Annotated in this window: 12 protein-coding genes; 3 read left to right on the plus strand and 9 right to left on the minus strand. The window is 72.7% G+C overall.

Going from position 1 to position 16202, the window contains the following annotated elements; genetic code table 11:
- Nucleotides 1–101: 101 nt before the first annotated feature.
- Nucleotides 102–890, minus strand: coding sequence for an SDR family NAD(P)-dependent oxidoreductase (locus ABT254_RS23990; protein WP_351473585.1), 789 nt, complete (start codon nucleotides 888–890; stop codon nucleotides 102–104).
- A 185-nt stretch (nucleotides 891–1075) separates the two neighbouring features.
- Between ABT254_RS23990 and ABT254_RS23995 the strand changes: the two genes are divergently transcribed.
- Nucleotides 1076–2077 carry an NAD-dependent epimerase/dehydratase family protein gene (locus ABT254_RS23995; protein WP_351473586.1) on the plus strand — a complete coding sequence of 334 codons (1002 nt, stop codon included), beginning with the start codon at nucleotides 1076–1078 and terminating at the stop codon, nucleotides 2075–2077.
- Here ABT254_RS23995 and ABT254_RS24000 read toward each other — a convergent pair.
- From ABT254_RS24000 to ABT254_RS24020, 5 genes are all read right to left on the minus strand, one after another.
- Nucleotides 2031–2441: a PPOX class F420-dependent oxidoreductase gene (locus tag ABT254_RS24000; protein ID WP_351473589.1), complete on the minus strand. Its 411-nt coding sequence runs from the start codon at nucleotides 2439–2441 to the stop codon at nucleotides 2031–2033. The genes ABT254_RS23995 and ABT254_RS24000 overlap by 47 nt on opposite strands.
- Complete coding sequence (locus tag ABT254_RS24005) at nucleotides 2438–4114, minus strand: AMP-binding protein (protein ID WP_351473590.1); 1677 nt, start codon at nucleotides 4112–4114, stop codon at nucleotides 2438–2440. Before ABT254_RS24005 ends, ABT254_RS24000 begins: the two co-directional genes overlap by 4 nt.
- A gap of 29 nt (nucleotides 4115–4143) precedes the next feature.
- Nucleotides 4144–5604 carry an MFS transporter gene (locus ABT254_RS24010; RefSeq protein ID WP_351473593.1) on the minus strand — a complete coding sequence of 487 codons (1461 nt, stop codon included), beginning with the start codon at nucleotides 5602–5604 and terminating at the stop codon, nucleotides 4144–4146.
- Between the two features lie 62 nt (nucleotides 5605–5666).
- Nucleotides 5667–6887 carry an acyl-CoA dehydrogenase family protein gene (locus tag ABT254_RS24015; protein ID WP_351473596.1) on the minus strand — a complete coding sequence of 407 codons (1221 nt, stop codon included), beginning with the start codon at nucleotides 6885–6887 and terminating at the stop codon, nucleotides 5667–5669.
- Nucleotides 6888–6951: 64 nt separating this feature from the next.
- Nucleotides 6952–8454, minus strand: coding sequence for an FAD-binding oxidoreductase (locus ABT254_RS24020; protein ID WP_351473599.1), 1503 nt, complete (start codon nucleotides 8452–8454; stop codon nucleotides 6952–6954).
- Nucleotides 8455–8814: 360 nt separating this feature from the next.
- Here ABT254_RS24020 and ABT254_RS24025 point away from each other — a divergent pair, with 360 nt between their 5' ends.
- On the plus strand, nucleotides 8815–9261 hold the full coding sequence (locus ABT254_RS24025; protein WP_351473602.1) for a DUF485 domain-containing protein: 447 nt from the start codon (nucleotides 8815–8817) through the stop codon (nucleotides 9259–9261).
- Nucleotides 9258–10868, plus strand: a complete 1611-nt coding sequence (locus ABT254_RS24030) for a sodium/solute symporter (RefSeq protein ID WP_351473605.1) — start codon at nucleotides 9258–9260, stop codon at nucleotides 10866–10868. Before ABT254_RS24025 ends, ABT254_RS24030 begins: the two co-directional genes overlap by 4 nt.
- 81 nt (nucleotides 10869–10949) lie before the next feature.
- Here the strand turns inward: ABT254_RS24030 and ABT254_RS24035 are convergent, their stop codons facing one another.
- The 3 genes from ABT254_RS24035 to ABT254_RS24045 all read right to left on the minus strand — a co-directional run bounded on the left by ABT254_RS24035 (nucleotide 10950) and on the right by ABT254_RS24045 (nucleotide 16196).
- Nucleotides 10950–11837, minus strand: coding sequence for a coiled-coil domain-containing protein (locus tag ABT254_RS24035; protein ID WP_351473608.1), 888 nt, complete (start codon nucleotides 11835–11837; stop codon nucleotides 10950–10952).
- A 205-nt stretch (nucleotides 11838–12042) separates the two neighbouring features.
- The gene (locus tag ABT254_RS24040; RefSeq protein ID WP_351474103.1) at nucleotides 12043–15189 is read right to left on the minus strand and encodes an SUKH-4 family immunity protein; all 3147 of its coding nucleotides are present in this window, start codon (nucleotides 15187–15189) and stop codon (nucleotides 12043–12045) included.
- A gap of 8 nt (nucleotides 15190–15197) precedes the next feature.
- On the minus strand, nucleotides 15198–16196 hold the full coding sequence (locus ABT254_RS24045; RefSeq protein WP_351473611.1) for an SMI1/KNR4 family protein: 999 nt from the start codon (nucleotides 16194–16196) through the stop codon (nucleotides 15198–15200).
- Nucleotides 16197–16202: the final 6 nt, after the last annotated feature.

The raw sequence follows: 16202 nt of genomic DNA on the forward strand, positions 1-16202 counted from the left end.
TCCGCGCGCCGCCCGCCCGCCCCCCCCCGCCCCGCCGGCGCCGGGGGGCCGCCCCCCCCCCCCCGCCGCGGGCCGCCATGACCGGACCTCCCGGGGCCCGCTCAGCGGATCGTCCGGCCGGCGTCCGCGTGCACGGTGGCTCCGACGACCGCGGAGGCCCGGTGGCTGAGGAGCCAGGCCGCCGTCTCGGCGATCTCCGCCGGGTCCGCCGTCCGCGGCGACGACGCGGCGGCGCCGCGCAGCAGATCCTCGGCGCCGCGCAGCAGTTCACCGGTGCCGCCGCCCCGCTGGAGCCAGTCGTCGATCATCTCGGCGCGCATGGAGCCGGGGACGACCGCGTTGATACGGACACCCCGCGGGGCGTACTCGGCCGCCGCCGACATGGTCAGTCCGAGGACGGCATGGTCGGCGGCCCTGGCGATCGCCGGTGCGGGAGCACCGGCCGGCTCGGCGGGGCTGACGCTGTTCACGATGGCGCCGCCGTGCGGCAGCATCGCGCGGATCTGGTGCCGCACGCAGTTCCACACCCCGCGCACGTTGGCGTCCATGACCAGGTCGTAGAGCTCGTCCGCCATCACGTGCAGTGCGGTGGGGGCGGCGGCGGCACCGTTGACGTTGAAGGCGACATCCAGCCGCCCGAAGGCGGAGAGCGTATGGTCCACCGCGTCGGCCACCTCGGCACTGTGCGCAACATCGACCGCCAGGTACTCGGCCGCGAACCCCTCCTCCTGCAACTCGCGGGCGAGCGCGTCCAGTTTGTCCTGGTGCCGGCCCACCAGCATGACCGTCGCACCTTCGCGACAGAACACGCGTGCGGCCGCGGTTCCTATAGCAGTTCCCGCCCCACTGATGAAGGCACATTTGCCTGCGAGAAGGCCTTGCTGCGTCATGATCTCAAACTACCGGAGGAGTGCATTCCATTAATGTCCCGGACCCTCACTGGCCTGTTCCCTCCCTGGTCATCCAGGTTTTTCACCGGAATTTCGCCGACCGGACGCCTTTCCCGGTCGGACCCTCGACTTGATGCACGTGGCCGAAAAAGCATGCCCGCTTCTCGCCGGAAAAGGATGAACACATGACACCGAGCCGCGTTCTGATCACCGGCGCCACCGGCTTCATCGGCTCCCGGGTGACCGGGGCGCTCGCGTCCGGCGACGGCTCCCCTCCCCGGCTCGCGCTGCGGCTGCTCGTCCACCGTTCCCGGCCCGAACTGCCCGGCGCCGACCGGGTGGAGGTGCGCCGGGGCAGCCTGAGCGACCCCGCCTCGCTGCACGGCCTGTGCGACGGTGTCGACACCGTGCTGCACCTGGCCGCACAGATCGGCGGCGGCCCCGAGCAGTGCCGCGCGGTCAACGACACCGGCACCGCGGCGCTGCTCGCCGAGGCCGAACGCAGCGGCACGGTACGGCGGTTCGTCCAGCTGGGCACCACGGCGGTGTACCGCGACGGCGCCCACCGGGGCGCGGCGGAAGGCGAGCTGCCGCTCGGCCCGGCCTCCCCCACCAGCATCGCCCGCCTCGCCGGCGAGGAGCGGGTGCTGGCCGCGGGCGGGCTGGTGCTGCGCCCGCATCTGGTGTACGGCCGCGGTGACGCGTGGGTGGTACCGGCCGTGGCCCGGTTCATGAACCGGCTGCCGCACTGGGTGGACGGCGGCCGGGCCCGCATGTCGGTGATCGGCGTCCACGACCTGGCCCGGGTGATCGCCGCCCTCGCCCTGCGGCCGAGCCTCCCGCGCGGCCAGGTCCTCCATGCAGCCCGCCCCGAACCGGTCACCGGGAAGGAGCTGTTCACCGCCACCGCCCGAGCGATAGGCCTGCCGCTCCCGGCCGGCGAGGTGTCGTACGCCGAGGCCCTCGCCTGGGCCGGCACGGAGCGGGACCCCGGCTGGCGGCGGTGTCTGTCGCTGCTGACGGTGGATCACTGGTACGACAGCTCCCGGCTCTGGCGGCTGCTGGACGCGCCTCCCGAGAGGGCCTTCGCCGACGACTTCGCCGCGGACGCCGACTGGTACCGCGCCCGCCTCGCCGGGATCAGTGGCCCCACACGTACTGTCTCCGGGGCGCGATCCGCAGGATGACGCGCGGCGAGCCGATGTCCTCGGGCGGGTAGGGACGGCCGGTGTACCGCACGGCGAGCTCGTCGATATGGGCGCGGGCCGCGTCGCCCGTCGTCTCGCCCACCACCCGGCCGCGGACCTCCACGTACCGGTAGGGGTTGTCGCGCTGCCAGATCATCAGCGTGGCCCGCGGGTCGCGGCGCAGGTTGCGTACCTTCTGCCGCTCCACCTCGCTGTTGACGAGCAGATGGTCGCCGTCGGCGGCCACCCAGACGATCTGCGTCTGCGGGGTGCCGTCCGGCATCAGCGTGGTGAGCGCCGCGAAGTGGGGCCCGTCCGCCAGTGCGCGGACCTCCTCACGCAGGACGGCGGTGTCGGTGGTCAACGTGGTGCTCCTTCCGTCTGTTCGGGGTGGGACGGTGCGTCAGCCGCATGCCGTGCGTGCTCCTCGGAGAAACGCGCACGCAGCTGCGCGCGCTTCGGCTTGCCGGTGGGGGTGCGGGGAATGTCCGCGGGATCGAGCGGTACGACGTGGTGGACGTCGAGCCCGAACCGCGCGCCGACCGCCGTACGAATGCGTCGTACGGCCGCGGCGGTGTCGGTCCCGTCGGCGAGCGCGCAGAAGACGGCGAGGGCCCCGCCCTCGACGATGCACGCCACGGCCGACGAGGCCGCGACGCCCGCCGTCCCCTCGACGAGCAGCTCGATCTCGTGCCCGTGGCACACCAGGTCGCCCTGCCGGATCAGGTCGTCGGAGCTGCCGGTGACGGTGAGCACGCGGTCCTCGACGAAGGCCATGTCACCGGTCCGGAACCAGCCGTCCGCGGTGAACGCCTGCCGGGTCGGCTCCTCTTCGCCTGCGTACCCGCGGCTCACCGTGGGCCCGCTGACCTGCAGATGGCCGAGCCGGCCCACGGGTAGCACCCGGTCCTGCTCGTCGACCACCCGCACCGCGACCCCGGGATGGGGCACACCCACCGGCACGTAGCGGGCGTCCTCGTCGAGCAGCCGGGCGTCGAGGCGGTGGTCGACGACGCCCGAGGACGTCTCCGACATGCCCCAGCCGGGCCGCATCACGGTCGCCGCCAGTCCGTGCGGGGCCAGGTTCGCCACGAACCGCCGAATCGTGCGTGCCTTCACGGGGGCGCCGCCGTTCATGACGTACGCCACGCAGCCCAGGTCCCAGCTGCGCCCCGACTCGGCCTCGACCCGTGAACTGACCAGGTCGAAGGCGGAGTTGGCGGCCCAGACGGCATTCACCCGGTGCCGGTCGATGACATCCAGCCAGCGCAGCGGGTCGGCGAGGACCCACTCCTTGTCCGCGTGGATCTGGGTGGCCGCCGCGAACACGTCCCGCACATGGAACATCACCAGCCCGCTGACGTGGTCCAGCGGCATCCAGTTGAGCGTGACGCACCGCTCGCCCACCCCGTTGGCCAGCGCCGTGCCCGCGGACCGACTCAGGATGTTGTCGTGGCTGAGCATCACGGCCTTGGGGGTGCCGGTACTGCCCGCGGTCAGGACGAGGACGGCGATGTCGTGGCGGCCACCGGGTGTGGGCGTGGCGTCGACGGGTCCGCCGCCAAGGGCGTCCACGGGGCCGATCCAGCGCGCCCGGGGAGCGCCCAGCAGGGCGCCCGTGGCCGCATCGGTGATGATCCACGGCCGGTGCATGGCCTCCCAGGCCGCCTCCAGGACACCCGGTCCTCCCTGCGCCGCGACCGGCACGGGCACGAACCCGCCCAGCACACAGGCCCAGAAGGCGGCCAGCAGTTCCCGCACCCGGCCCAGCTGCAACAGCACCCGCTCACCGGGACGCACTCCGGCCCGGCGCATTCCGCCGAGGACCCGTGAGGCCTCGTTGGACAACTCGCCGTAGGTGCACCAGGATTCGCGTCCGGCCGAGTCGATGTGACAGATCGCCGGATCACTGCGCCGCAGTGCGGCTCGTTGCAGGGCTTCTGCCAGATTGGCCAGTGAGGGCTCGGGCAGCGGCGCTCCGACAAGCACCGAGGCCTCACCGACCGGCTGACGGGACATGGTCTGCGGGAACCCCAACGGAGGTACTCCTTGGACTCGTACGGCGACTACTTGCGGAGTGCGCCCCGTACCGCTGACACGAAGGCGAACAGCATGGTGACCGCGGAGATGCCGGTGACGACGTACAGCCCGGAGTGGTAGCTGTCGAGCCGGTGCGCCGCGGACGCCCCGTCACCGGCCATCGTCGCCGTCACCGCGGCCAGCACGACCGCGGCACCGACCTGGTAGCCGGTCTGCAGGATCCCCGCCGCGGCACCCTGCTCGGACTCGTCGACCCCACTGGTCGCCTGCACATACGCACCGGTGAAGGAGAACGGGAACGCAACCCCGATCAGCAGCATGGTCGGCAGGATCACTCCGGCGTACCCGGACGCCGTACCGATCCGCCAGAACAGCAGATACGCCGCGGTGTAGGCGACGAAACCGGCGAAGATCATCCACGCGGGTCCGAAGCGCCCGACCAGCTTCCCGGCGCGCGGCGCGATCGTGGCGATGAGCAGCCCGCAGGGCAGGAAGGCCAGCGCCATCTGCAGCGGGGACCAGCCGCGCAGCGACTGCATGTACAGGGCGCCGATGAACTGGAAGCTCATGTACGTGCCCAGGATGGCCGCGGCCGCCAGGGCGGCGCCGACCAGGGCGCGGTTGGTGAGCAGCCCGAGCCGGATCAGCGGCTCGGCGGTGCGCTGCTCGATGCTCACGAACAGGGCGGCCAGGACGGCGGCCACGGCGAAGCCGCCGATGGTGCGGGCGCTGCTCCAGCCGGCTTCGGGCGCCTGGACGATGGTGAACACCAGCAGCAGCATGGCGAGGGTGACGGTGACGGCGCCCCCGACGTCGTACGTGCCCTTGCCACGGGCGCGGGCGGGGTCGCGGGGCACCAGGGCGAGCGCGCCGAACAGCACGCCGAGGGCCACGGGCACGGGGAGCAGGAAGGTCCAGCGCCAGCCGATCTCGGTGAGCAGGCCGCCGCAGACGAGACCCATGGAGAAGCCGGCCGCGCCGCACGCGGTGTAGATGCTGACGGCCCGGTTGCGCTGGGCGCCCTCCGGGAACGTCGACATGATGATCGCGAGGCCTGCCGGGGCGGTGAAGGCCGCGCTGACGCCCATCACGAAGCGTGCGGCGATGACCAGGGTGCCGTCGCTCGCGAGCCCGCCTGCCAGGGAGGCGGCGGCGAAGACGGTGACGGCGACGAGCAGCACCTTGCGCCGGCCGAGCAGGTCCGCCATCCGGCCGCCGAGCAGCAGGAAGCCGCCGAAGCCGAGTACGTAGGAGCTGACGACCCACTGCACGGCCGAGGTGGACATGCCCAGTGAGGACTGGATCGGCGGGACGGCGATGCCGACCATCGCGTTGTCGAGCGCGTCCAGGAACATCGCGCCGCACAGCACGATCAGCGTGCCCCAGAGGCGGGCGCCCCAGGCGGAGCCGGTCCGGGTGGGCGCCTGTGCGGCGACGGGTTCGGTGGTGTCGTCGTTGATGAGGGGTGGTTCGGTTGACGTAGCCATGAGAGCTGGTCCTCTTGATCGGTGGGGTGGGCAGTGGTGCGACGGCCGTCGGGAGCCCGGTCCTAGGCGACGACGCCCACGCTGTAGGCGTTGTGCGGTTCGCCGCCCAGCAGATGGGCGCCGGCGGACTGGACGACCTGGTCCTGGGCGATGACGTGCTGGCACATCGTGTTGAGGTCGCGCAGCGAGCGGTCGAGCACGGAGGGCCGGTAGACCGCGGCGGTCGCCACCAGGTCGAAGAGCGAGGCGACGACGGAGCGGGCGGTGCGGAAGGCGCCCACCCGGGCCAGCACGGTGGCCACCTGCTCGTCCCGGGTGGGGACGTCGCCGGCCTCGAGGATCTCCCACTGCTCACGCAGGCTGCCGTAGACGGCGTACCGGGCGGCGGACAGGTCCATCTCGGCCTGCGCGACGGTCGTCTGGACGCGGTAGCTGTCGCTCCACGGCGTCTGCGTGGTGCGGTCGATGCGGGTCGCGGCCAGCTGTCGTACGTGGTCGATCGCGGCGCGGGCGACCCCGAGCGGCACGCCGGGCATGTTGCGCAGGACGGCGTCGGGGGTGGCGGCGGCGCCGGTGACGCGGGGCGCGGCGAAGCTGAAGGTGTACTCCTCGGGGACGTACAGGTTCTCGGTGCGGTAGTCCCTGCTGCCGGAGCCGGCCAGCCCGGTGGTGTACCAGGTGTCCTGGATCTCGAAGTCCTCGACGGGCGCGACGACGATCCGCCAGTTGCCGGGTGCCCCGGGCGGGCCGGGCTCCAGTTCGCCGCCGCGGGTGACCAGGACGCCGCCGACGACCCAGGTGCTGTGCGTGATGCCGCTGCCGAAGTGCCACTGACCGGTGACCCGGTAGCCGCCGGGCACCCGCTCGGCGCGTCCCATCGGCATGATCGCCCCGGCGGTGACCGCGTCCGGGTCGGCCAGCAGCCGGCGGGCGACGTCCTCGGGGAGGAAGCCCGCGTAGATCGGGGTGTCCATGCCGATCATGGCGCACCAGGCGGCGGACGCGTCACCGGCGGCGAGAGCCTCGATGACCTCCGTCTGCTGCATGGGATCGAGGTCGGGACCTCCCCACGCCTTCGGGACGGCCATGCGGAAGACGCCGGTCCCGCGCAGCAGTTCGACGACGTCCGGCGGCAGCTGCCGGTTGTTCTCGATGTCCTCGGCGCGCTCCCGCAGCCGGGGCGCGACGGCGCGGGCTCGCGCCAGGATCTCCTCCGCGGTCGGGGAGTCGTCCTGCACCTTCCGTGTGACGGAGGTGGTTCCCAGGGCTTCTATCAGGGTCATGCGGTGCTCTCCCAGCGTCCGGTGTGTGCAGGCAGGGGCAAGGCGGGGGGGGTGGGGGGCGGGCTCAGGCGTAGCGGCCCGGGGCGATGACGTGGTGGGGGTCGACGGCGTCCTTCAGCAGCCGGGCGAAGGCCCGCGCCCCGGTGCCCGCCGACAGCCGGTCGGCCCAGTCGGCGTGCTCGATGCCGAGGCGGTAGGGAATGAATCCCTCGGCCACGAAGAGCTCGTGGAGCCGGTCCAGCGCCCGGTGCGCCCGCTCGGCCTCGTCCTCGGCGCGGGCGAACTTCATCGTCACCACGCAGTCGACGACGTCGGGGCCCAGTGCGTTGAGTGTGACCCCGCAGCGCACCCCGGTTTCGACGCGCACCTGCTCGACCAGCTCGTCGACCCGCGCCAGCGCCGGCCCGGTGAACGGCACCAGCGGCAGGAAGAACAGAAAGCCGCCTTCCTCGTCCAGCCGTGCGGCGGGCCGGCCCATCTTGGCCTCGAACAGCACGTCGGCCGGGTCCGGATCACCGCAGTACGCGCGCTCGACGCGGACGGCGATGTCATGGTTGGGGGCGTCCGGGTCCCGGGCGTCACGGTCCGAAACGGCGCTGAACAGCCCGGAGTTGGCGGCCTCGGTGGCCACGATGCCGCTGAGCGCGTCGACGGCCTCGGCGGTCCCGTCCACACAGACGTGGACCAGGTACTGTCCCGCCGGGCTGTCGTAGGCCTTGGCCGCGGCCTCGTTGTAGATCTTCACCACGCCACGGCTCAGCCCCTGGCTCACCCAGCGCTGCACCTCGGCGGTGGCCGCCTCCACCTTGTCCGGGGTGAAGTTGAGCCGGACCACGCGCAGCGCCTCCGGCCGCGGCAGCAGCCGCACGGTGGCGGCGGTGACCACGCCGAGGCTGGACTGCACGAACAGCTGCACCAGCGAGGGCCCGAGGCCGTGGGAGTAGACCGGGGTCCGCCGGTCCCGCTGCGGCCACCACCCCACCCGTATCAACTCACCGCTGGGCAGGACGACTTCGAGACCCGTCAGGTCCTCGACCCGCTGGTGACGCAGTCCCACACCGCGGTCCAGGGCGTTGCCGACGACGCTGGTGTGTGCGGAGGACACCGTCACGTTCAGCATCCGCTCGCTGCCCTCCAGGAGGTGGGCGAGCCGGGCCTGGGTGACGCCGGGCTCCAGGACGGCCCAGCCCTGCGCGACGTCGATGTCGCGGATCTGGTCGAGCCCGGACAGGTCGAGCACGACGGCGCCGTCCTGTGCGGGCTCACGGGAGCCGAGGCCCCAGTTGCCGCCGGTGCTGAAGGTGTGCAGCCGGGCCGAGGTCCGCCCGTCGGCGAAGAGCTCGACCACGCGCCGCACTTCCTCCGCGGTCTGCGGACGGACGACGCCGAAGACGGTCCGCGGGCGGTACAGGCTGACGTTCGGGCCGAGCGGGGTTCCCTCCGCGGCCTCGCCGGGGTACGTGACCCGGTCCGCGCCCACCACCTGGGCCGCCTTGTCCAGCACGGCCCCGAGGTCATCGGACACGAACACCTCGTGCCCGGCGGTCGCTTCGGGAAGGACGGTCATCGCAGCACCTCGAGTTCCTTCGTCAGGGGCGGTCTCTGGCGGCCCGGGCTCGGTGCTCGCCAGGCGCCGCTTCCAAGCTAGGAAGAAGGAGTCGTCCGCTTTCCCGCGATCGCGCACGCGCATTGCGCAGTTCGCGCACACCTGAGGCTCCGCCGGTCGCCGCCCGGCCCGCTCCCGCCGCAAAAGTCTGAGTTAACGCGGGTAACACCGCAGGTCAGCGTAGTAAGCGCATACCGACCGGCCAGTTTGGTGAAAACCCCGCGCGGCCGGAGACCGCCGAGTAGCGTGCGTGGCTCCGCACGCCCCCCAACCTCCCTGCGGTCCCCCGCACAGGACCCGAGCCACGCAAGGAGCACCGGGATGTCCTACGACCGGTCCCCGTCGTACCCGTACCGCCATGCACCGCAGAACACGTCCCAGCCGTACGAGGCCACCTACCCGTGGATGCCGCCCTCCCCGCCGCCCGAACCGGCCGGACGGCGCCGCCCTGCCGAGGCCCCTCTCGGCCACCACAGCGACCTGCGGATCCTGCGCAGCGCGCACCGCTGGCAGCGGCGCACCGCCACCCTCACCGCCCTCGGCTACTTCACGCTCTTCCTGATCCTGTCGGCGTTCGCCCCGTCGTTCATGACGACCACCGTCACCGACGGACTGCCGACCGGGCTGCTGCTCGCCCTGCTCCAGATACCCGTCACCTGGCTGGCGATCGCGCTGTACGAGCACACGGCCCGCCGCTACGTCGACCCGATCGCGGAACGCATCCGCAAGCAGGCCGAGCTGGACGCCAAGCGGGAGGCCGCACGATGACCGGGTTCAGCGGAAGCGCCCAGGCCATGTCCCTGGTCGCCTTCTCCACCGTCGCCGCGATCACCCTGCTGCTGTGCGTGATGACCGGCCCGGACGGCGACGACCTCGACGAGTTCTACACCGGCTACGGCTCCCTCTCCCCCATGCGCAACGGCCTCGCGATCGCCGGCGACTACATCTCCGCGGCGAGCGTGCTCGGCACGGGCGGCGTGATCGCCCTGTGCGGCTACGACGGGATCGCGCTCGCCCTGAGCACCGCCCTGTCGCTGATGCTGCTGATGTTCCTGCTGGCCGAACCCCTGCGCAACGCGGGCCGGTTCACCATGGGCGACGCGCTGACCCGCCGTATGCCGGGCCGCAGCGTCCGAATCGCCGCCTGTGTGGTGACCATCGCCGCGCTGCTGCCGCTGATGCTGGTCCAACTGGCGGGCACCGGGCAGCTGTTGGCGTTCATCCTCGGCTTCTCCGGCGACTCGCTGAAGACCGGCTGCATCATCGGGCTCGGCGCCCTGATGATCAGCTACGCGGCGATCGGCGGTATGAAGGGCACCGCCCTCATCCAGATCATGAAGATCGTGATGCTGCTCGGCTCCGGCGCCGTGGTCGCCCTGCTGGTGCTGCAGCGCTTCGACTGGGATCCGGGAGCGCTGTTCAACGCCGCGGCCGCCCAGAGCGGCGTCGGCACCGCCTTCCTGCACTCCGGCGTCGAGTTCGCGGGCAGCGCCAACCCCCGCCTGGACATGATCACTTCGGAGCTCACCATCGTCCTCGGCGGCGCCTGCCTGCCGCACGTCACCATGCGCATGTACACCGCGCGCAGCGCCCGTCAGGTGCGCCGCTCGATGTCCTGGGCGGTGTCGTCGGTGGTGCTGTTCGTCCTCATCATGACGGTCGTCGGATTCGGCGCCACGGCCCTGATCGGACGGGCGGCGATCGCGCAGGCCGACCCCCAGGGCAACACGGCGTACCTGCTCGGCTCACGGGCGGCGTTCGGCGCGAACGTGTCGACGTCGGAGACGTTCCTGTTCACCACGGTCACCACGGCGATCTTCCTGACCCTGCTCGCCTCGGTCGCCGGGATGATCCTCGCCTGCGCCAACTCCCTCGCCCACGACGTCTTCGCCACCCGTGTGCAGGAGATGTCGGAGCGCCGCGAGATGCTGCTGGCCCGCCTCTCCGCCCTCGCGGTGGGCGTCCCGGCGATCCTGCTGGCCACCCTGGTCCAGCACCACAGCCTGCAACCCCTGGTGACCCTGTCCTTCTGCGTGGGCGCCTCCGCGATCGCCCCCGCCCTGGTCTACAGCCTCTTCTGGCGCCGCTACACCCGCATGGGCCTGCTGTGCACGCTGATCGGCGGCACGCTCGCGGTCCTGCTGATCATGCCGGGCACCAACCTGGTCTCCGGCTCCCCCGTCTCCGCCTTCCCCGGCGCGGACTTCAACTGGTTCCCGTTCACCACCACCGGCCTGGTGACGATCCCCCTGGGCTTCGCCTTCGGCTGGCTCGGCACGGTGGCCTCCGGCCGCCGGGCCTCGGAGGAACAGCGCCGCCAGTACGAGGCGGTCGAGGGGTGGATCCTGGCGGGGGCGGTCCGCAGAAGCGGGTGACGGCCCGCGGCACGCGGGCGGCGCCGGCCGTGGTCGGCGGGACGGAGGCGCGGCCTGTGCCGGGCGCCCCCGTCCCGCCCGTCACTCCCCCGACGCCGAACCCGTCAACGCCGTAAGGCTGTTGCGTACGTTGTCCATCTGCACCTGCATCTCGTCCGACTGCTCGCTGTGCTGCTGGAGCACCTGCTCGGTCTCCCGGGCGATCTGCTCCTCCTGCCGGCGCGCCGCCGCGAGGATCTCCGCGACGCGCGCGTTCGCCTCCTCCTGGCAGCGGTGGGCGTACTCCTCCGCGTCCATGAACTCCCGCCGCGCCTCGGCCAGCTCGGCCTCCGCCCGGGCCATCAGCCCGGCGGCGTGCGCATCGATCGCCGCCGCACGCTCGGCCTCGTCCCGCTCCACCTCGTCCCACCGCTCGGCGAACTCCTTGGCCTGCTCGGCCAGTTTCACGGTGGCGCGCTGCCGTGCCTCCCTGAGCAGGGACAGCACCTCGCCCCGGCCCTCCTTCAGCGCCTGCCGGGCACCGATGCGGATCTCGTCGGCCTCGGCGCGCGCCACCAGCAGCCGCTGACCGGCGTGTTCCTCGGCGGCGGCGCGTACGGACTCCGCGTGCGCCTCGGCGGCACCGAGCACACTGCTCGCGTGCGCCCGGGCGGCCTCCACCAGGCGCTGCGCCTCCTGCCGGGCCCGCTCCCGCACGGCCGCCGCCTCGTCCTGCACATGCTGGAAGAGGTCCCGGGCGCCCTCCCCGAGCGCCTCGTACGTCTGCGGGGACAGCTGCGCCACGGTCTCCTTCAGCAGCGCGGCCTCCGCCTCCATGTCCTTGGCGAGGACGGTGAGCCGGGCCGCCCGCTCCCAGGCGGCATCCCGGTCCAGGGAGAGCGCCTCGGCGAACACCTCGACCTGTTCGGGACAGTAGCCACGCCCCCGTACGGCCCCGAAGCCATGGGGCGAGATCGGTGTGCTGCTCATCCTGGAACCCCTCTCCGCCGAACTCTCCGCCGTACGGGCGCGCAATGATGATTTCGCGCACATCTTGATATATCGGGCAGAAGTGTTCATAACGCGACACTCCGTAGGCGGATTGCGATCGGAGTACGAACGCAAAAGGGCCGGGCCGGTCACAACGACCGGCCCGGCCCCACAGCAAGCAGCCCGGGTTCTCAGCGGTGGCGCATCACAGCAGCCCGTCCCACATCTGCTCCAGCAGCACCGACCACCAGCTCTCCGGCGAACCGAGCGCCGCCGGGTCCAGGGAGGCCAGCTGAGCCTGGAAGTCGACGGTCCAACGGCCCGCCTGCTCCTGGTTCAGCCCGAACCGCAAGCGCCACATCCGGCCCAGCAGCGCCAGACACCGCTGGAACTCCGGCAGCCCCGTGTTCACGAACTGCGGCGGCACCGGCGCACCACCGGGCCCCGCCTCCACCGGCACGGCCACGATGTTCGCGGTGCCGTACTGCACACACACCGCCCGCCCGAAGTCGCTGCCCATGACGAGATACGAGCCCGCGTCCGAGGCCGGCTGCACACCGCGCTCCTGCGCGAGCTCGGCGAGCGTCGGCACCGGCCGCCCCGGCTGGGCCTGCGCCCAGAAGAACGGACCCATGTCCGTCGGCAGCCCCGCCGCCACCAGCGAGTGCGCCACCACCGGCGGCACACCCTGCCGGGACACGGCGGCCTGCTCGAACCGGAACACGCCCGGCCCGAACGCACCCGCCAGCTCCTGCCCCACCGCCTCCGGCGGAATCGGCGGCGCCGCCTGCACCGGCGGCAACGGCGCACGCACCGGCGCAGGACGGGCCGGCCCGTCCGCCACCTGATGCAACTCACCCTGGTGCGCCAGCAGTTGCTGCATGCCCTGCTGCCGGCTCGCGTGATCCGTCCCGTACGGCGCGATGGACGTGATCCGCGCCTGCGGCCACTGCTCCCGGATCATCCGCGCACAGTACGCACCCGGCAGCTCGCACGACTCCAGCTCCGTGTGCAGCTCCAGCACCTGGTCCGGCGGCACGTTCATCCCGCGCAGCTCATGGAAGATCTGCCACTCCGGATGCGGCACACCAGGCGCCGACCGCCGGATCAACTGCTGCTCGGACCCGTCCTGCGCCCGGTACCGAAGCACCGCCTGATAACCGGGACCGACCGTGGGCTGCCCCTGCGGCTGCGGATAGCCGTACGCGGGCGGCGGCGCGGTCGGCTGCGGGGCGCCCGGAGCCATACCGGGGCCACTGGGGGCCGGCGGCGGGGGCGCACCGGGTGCGCCCACCGGAGGCCCGGCCAGCACGGTCTCCGCATGGTGCACGGCACCTCGACCACCGGCAGAACCGGGAGCACCGGGGCCGCCGGGACCTCCCGGAGCGCCAGGGGGCGGCGGGGTGCCGGGGGCCACGGGTGCATTCGGAGCTCCCGGCGGCTGCGGGAAGCCGGGAGCACCGGGAGCACCGGGTGGCTGGGGGAAGCCGGGGCCGGCCGGAGCACCGGAAGGCTGAGAACCACCCGGACCACCAGGAGCACCGGGTGGCTGGGGGAAGCCGGGGCCACCCTGAGCACCGGGGCCCACCGGGGGCTGCCCGGCGCGAGAGCCACCCCCAGCGCCGGAAGGCTGAGAACCACCAGGAGCACCGGGAGGCTGCGGGAAGCCAGGGCCGCCCGGACCACCGGGGCCCACCGGAGGCTGCGGGGCACCCGAACCACCCGGAGCACCGGAAGGCTGGGAACCACTGGGGCCACCAGGAGCACCGGGGGGCTGGGGGAAGCCGGGGCCGCCCGGACCACCGGGGCCCACCGGGGGCTGCCCGGCGCCGGAAGGCTGAGAACCACCAGGAGCACCGGGAGGCTGCGGGAAGCCGGGGCCGCCCGGAGCGCCGGAAGGCTGCGGGAAACCAGGGGCCCCCGGAGCACCCGGAGGCTGGGGCACGCCAGGCCCCCCGGGAGCGCCGGCGGTACTTGGCGCCTGCGGAATACCAGGCGCACCGGGAGCACCCGGAGCCGCAGGAGGCTGGGGCGGGGCACTCATACCGGGAGCACCCGGAGGGAAGGGGGCGCCCGGAGGCTGCGGAGCGCCGGGAGGTCCCGGAGGCTGCGGCGCACCCGCGCCCGGAGCACCAGGTGCGCCCGGACGCTGTGGCGTCCCCGGCCCCATCCGGCTGGGGTCGGCGAGCATCGTGGCGGCTTGGTGGACGTCGGCCGAAGGTGTACCGCCGGGCGCGTTCGGCGCGCCGGGCGGGTGGGGGACGCCCGGAGGAGTCGGTGCGCCCGGCGGATTCGGGGCACCCCCCGGAGCCCCGGGCGCCGCACCCTCGGGCCCCTCGGGACCGAGCGCCGACACCAGCTGCGTCGGAACGTACCCGCCCGCACCGGGCCCCGGCGGAGGCGGAGGCGCGCTCGGCGGAGGCGGCGTGGACGAACCCCGGCGCGGCCCAGCCGCCTTGCTCGTCGCGGCGTCGGCAATGTCCCCGGCGTTCGGCGCGAGCGGCCGCCCGGGGGCACCCGGCGCCTGCGGATAGCCGTACGACGGAGGGGCCGGCGGCGGAGGCGGCGACGCTTGCGCCGCCGCAGCCTGCGGATAGCCGTACCCCGGCGCCCCCGGAGGCTGCGCGCCCGCGCCCTGCGGATACCCATAACCCGGAGGCGGCGGAGGCGTACCGTCCTGAGCCCCCGGCTCATCCAGCGCCCGCTCCTGCGTCGTCCGCGGAAGCCCGCTGCCGCCCGCCATCAGCGCCGTCTCGGCGTCCGGCGGTGTCTCCTCGCCCGCATCGTTCAACGGCGGCGCGAACACGGTCGCCGGCAGCGGGACGGAAAGATCCTCACCGCCACCGTTGGTGTCCGTCCCGGCCCAGGGAGTCGCCCCCGCGGGCGAACCCGCCGCACCCGACGCGTCACCCGCCCCGGCCTCCGGCCACCGAGCACCGTCACCCGACGAAACAGCCGCACCACCCCGCCGATCCGCGATCCCCAACTTGTCCGCCGCCTCCTGCAACCACTCCGGAGGACTCAGCAGAAACGACGTCTGATTCAGATCCACCCGCGCCGACGCCGCCGGCACCGGCTCCGCAGCCTCGTCCCGCCGCCCGTACTCCTCCTCGTACCGGCGAATCACCTCACCCACCGGCAACGACGGCCACAACGTCGCCTCACCGCTGTCCCGGGCGATCACCAGCCGCTGCAGACCCCCGTCCGAACGCGGCCCCTCCGCCCGGTCCTCGGCCCACACCACGAACCCGAGCCCGAACTCCCGCACCCGCACCTCACGATGCTGATACGCCGGCACATCCCCGTTGATCCACTCCTCGGCGCGCTCCTGCGCCTGCGCGAAGGTCACCATCGCAACGCTCACTCCCCCACCGAAGAGACGGAAGAGACCGGAACGGAATGCGCGAACCCGCCGTCCACCATCAGATTCGCCACCGTCTCCAACTCCGGCGGATTACCCGCAAGCCGCGCCAAGAACGCGTCGAAGTCCTCACCGCACGGCAGCAACAACCGCTCCACCCGATCCGCCGGCGCCCACGAAGGATCCACGTCCCGCGCGTCGTCATACGCACAGAACCACACCGAACCGAGCCGCTCGCCCTTCACCTTCACCGCCAGCAAACCGCCCTGCACAAACCCAACACCCAAGTAATCCTTGGTCAGATGGTCACGCAGACACTTGTTGACGTAGACCAGATCATTGACCGCCGCCTCGTCCCGCACCGTGAAGAACGGCTGGTCGACCAGCAACCCCAGCTCGGCATCCAGCGCCGCACCCACCGGCGCACACCCACCCGCAGCCTTCAGAAACGAACGGTACGCACCCGGCAGCCGATACCCGAGGTCCTCCTCGACCCCCTGCACCTGCGACTCCGTCACCGCCACACCCGACTTCGGCAACCCGAAATGCGCCGGCCGCGTCTCCTGCAACGGCCGCGTCCCCCGCTTGCCCTGATCCACCGCCGCCGTCGCGATCCCACCGTGATGCCGCAGCAACGCCTTCACCTCGACCGGCACCAACTCCAGCCGCCGCGAACCCACCACGTGATGCCACGTCCAGCCATGCGGCGTCGCCACCGCAGGCACCGTGTCCCACAGCTCATGACCCGAGGCGGCAAGAGCCGCGTTCGCCGACACGTAGTCCGTCAGCCGCAACTCGTCGACACCGAAACCCTCCGGCGGCTCCGCGATCTCCGCAGCAGCACGCGCGTAGGGCGAGAAATCGGGGTAACCACGCTCATCCACACGTACCCCTCTCGGGTGACGTGCCGCCCGGACCGGATCCGGGAAATGCACGACCTGCCCGGCATAGGCCGCGTTCGGCGGCGCGGCTTGCTGCCCGAGCCGACCTGTCGTCATGGCGCT

The organism is Streptomyces sp. NPDC001137 (genome assembly GCF_040298885.1).
In the GTDB taxonomy this organism is placed as follows: Bacteria; Actinomycetota; Actinomycetes; order Streptomycetales; family Streptomycetaceae; genus Streptomyces.

Excerpts from the sequence above, each read along its gene's own strand:
- ABT254_RS24040 (WP_351474103.1), bottom strand. The coding sequence starts at position 15,189 with ATGGTGACCTTCGCGCAGGCGCAGGAGCGCGCCGAGGAGTGGATCAAC.
- ABT254_RS24030 (WP_351473605.1), top strand. The coding sequence starts at position 9,258 with ATGACCGGGTTCAGCGGAAGCGCCCAGGCCATGTCCCTGGTCGCCTTC.
- ABT254_RS24020 (WP_351473599.1), bottom strand. The coding sequence starts at position 8,454 with ATGACCGTCCTTCCCGAAGCGACCGCCGGGCACGAGGTGTTCGTGTCC.
- ABT254_RS24035 (WP_351473608.1), bottom strand. The coding sequence starts at position 11,837 with ATGAGCAGCACACCGATCTCGCCCCATGGCTTCGGGGCCGTACGGGGG.
- ABT254_RS24025 (WP_351473602.1), top strand. The coding sequence starts at position 8,815 with ATGTCCTACGACCGGTCCCCGTCGTACCCGTACCGCCATGCACCGCAG.
- ABT254_RS24045 (WP_351473611.1), bottom strand. The coding sequence starts at position 16,196 with ATGACGACAGGTCGGCTCGGGCAGCAAGCCGCGCCGCCGAACGCGGCC.
- ABT254_RS23995 (WP_351473586.1), top strand. The coding sequence starts at position 1,076 with ATGACACCGAGCCGCGTTCTGATCACCGGCGCCACCGGCTTCATCGGC.
- ABT254_RS24015 (WP_351473596.1), bottom strand. The coding sequence starts at position 6,887 with ATGACCCTGATAGAAGCCCTGGGAACCACCTCCGTCACACGGAAGGTG.
- ABT254_RS24010 (WP_351473593.1), bottom strand. The coding sequence starts at position 5,604 with ATGGCTACGTCAACCGAACCACCCCTCATCAACGACGACACCACCGAA.
- ABT254_RS23990 (WP_351473585.1), bottom strand. The coding sequence starts at position 890 with ATGACGCAGCAAGGCCTTCTCGCAGGCAAATGTGCCTTCATCAGTGGG.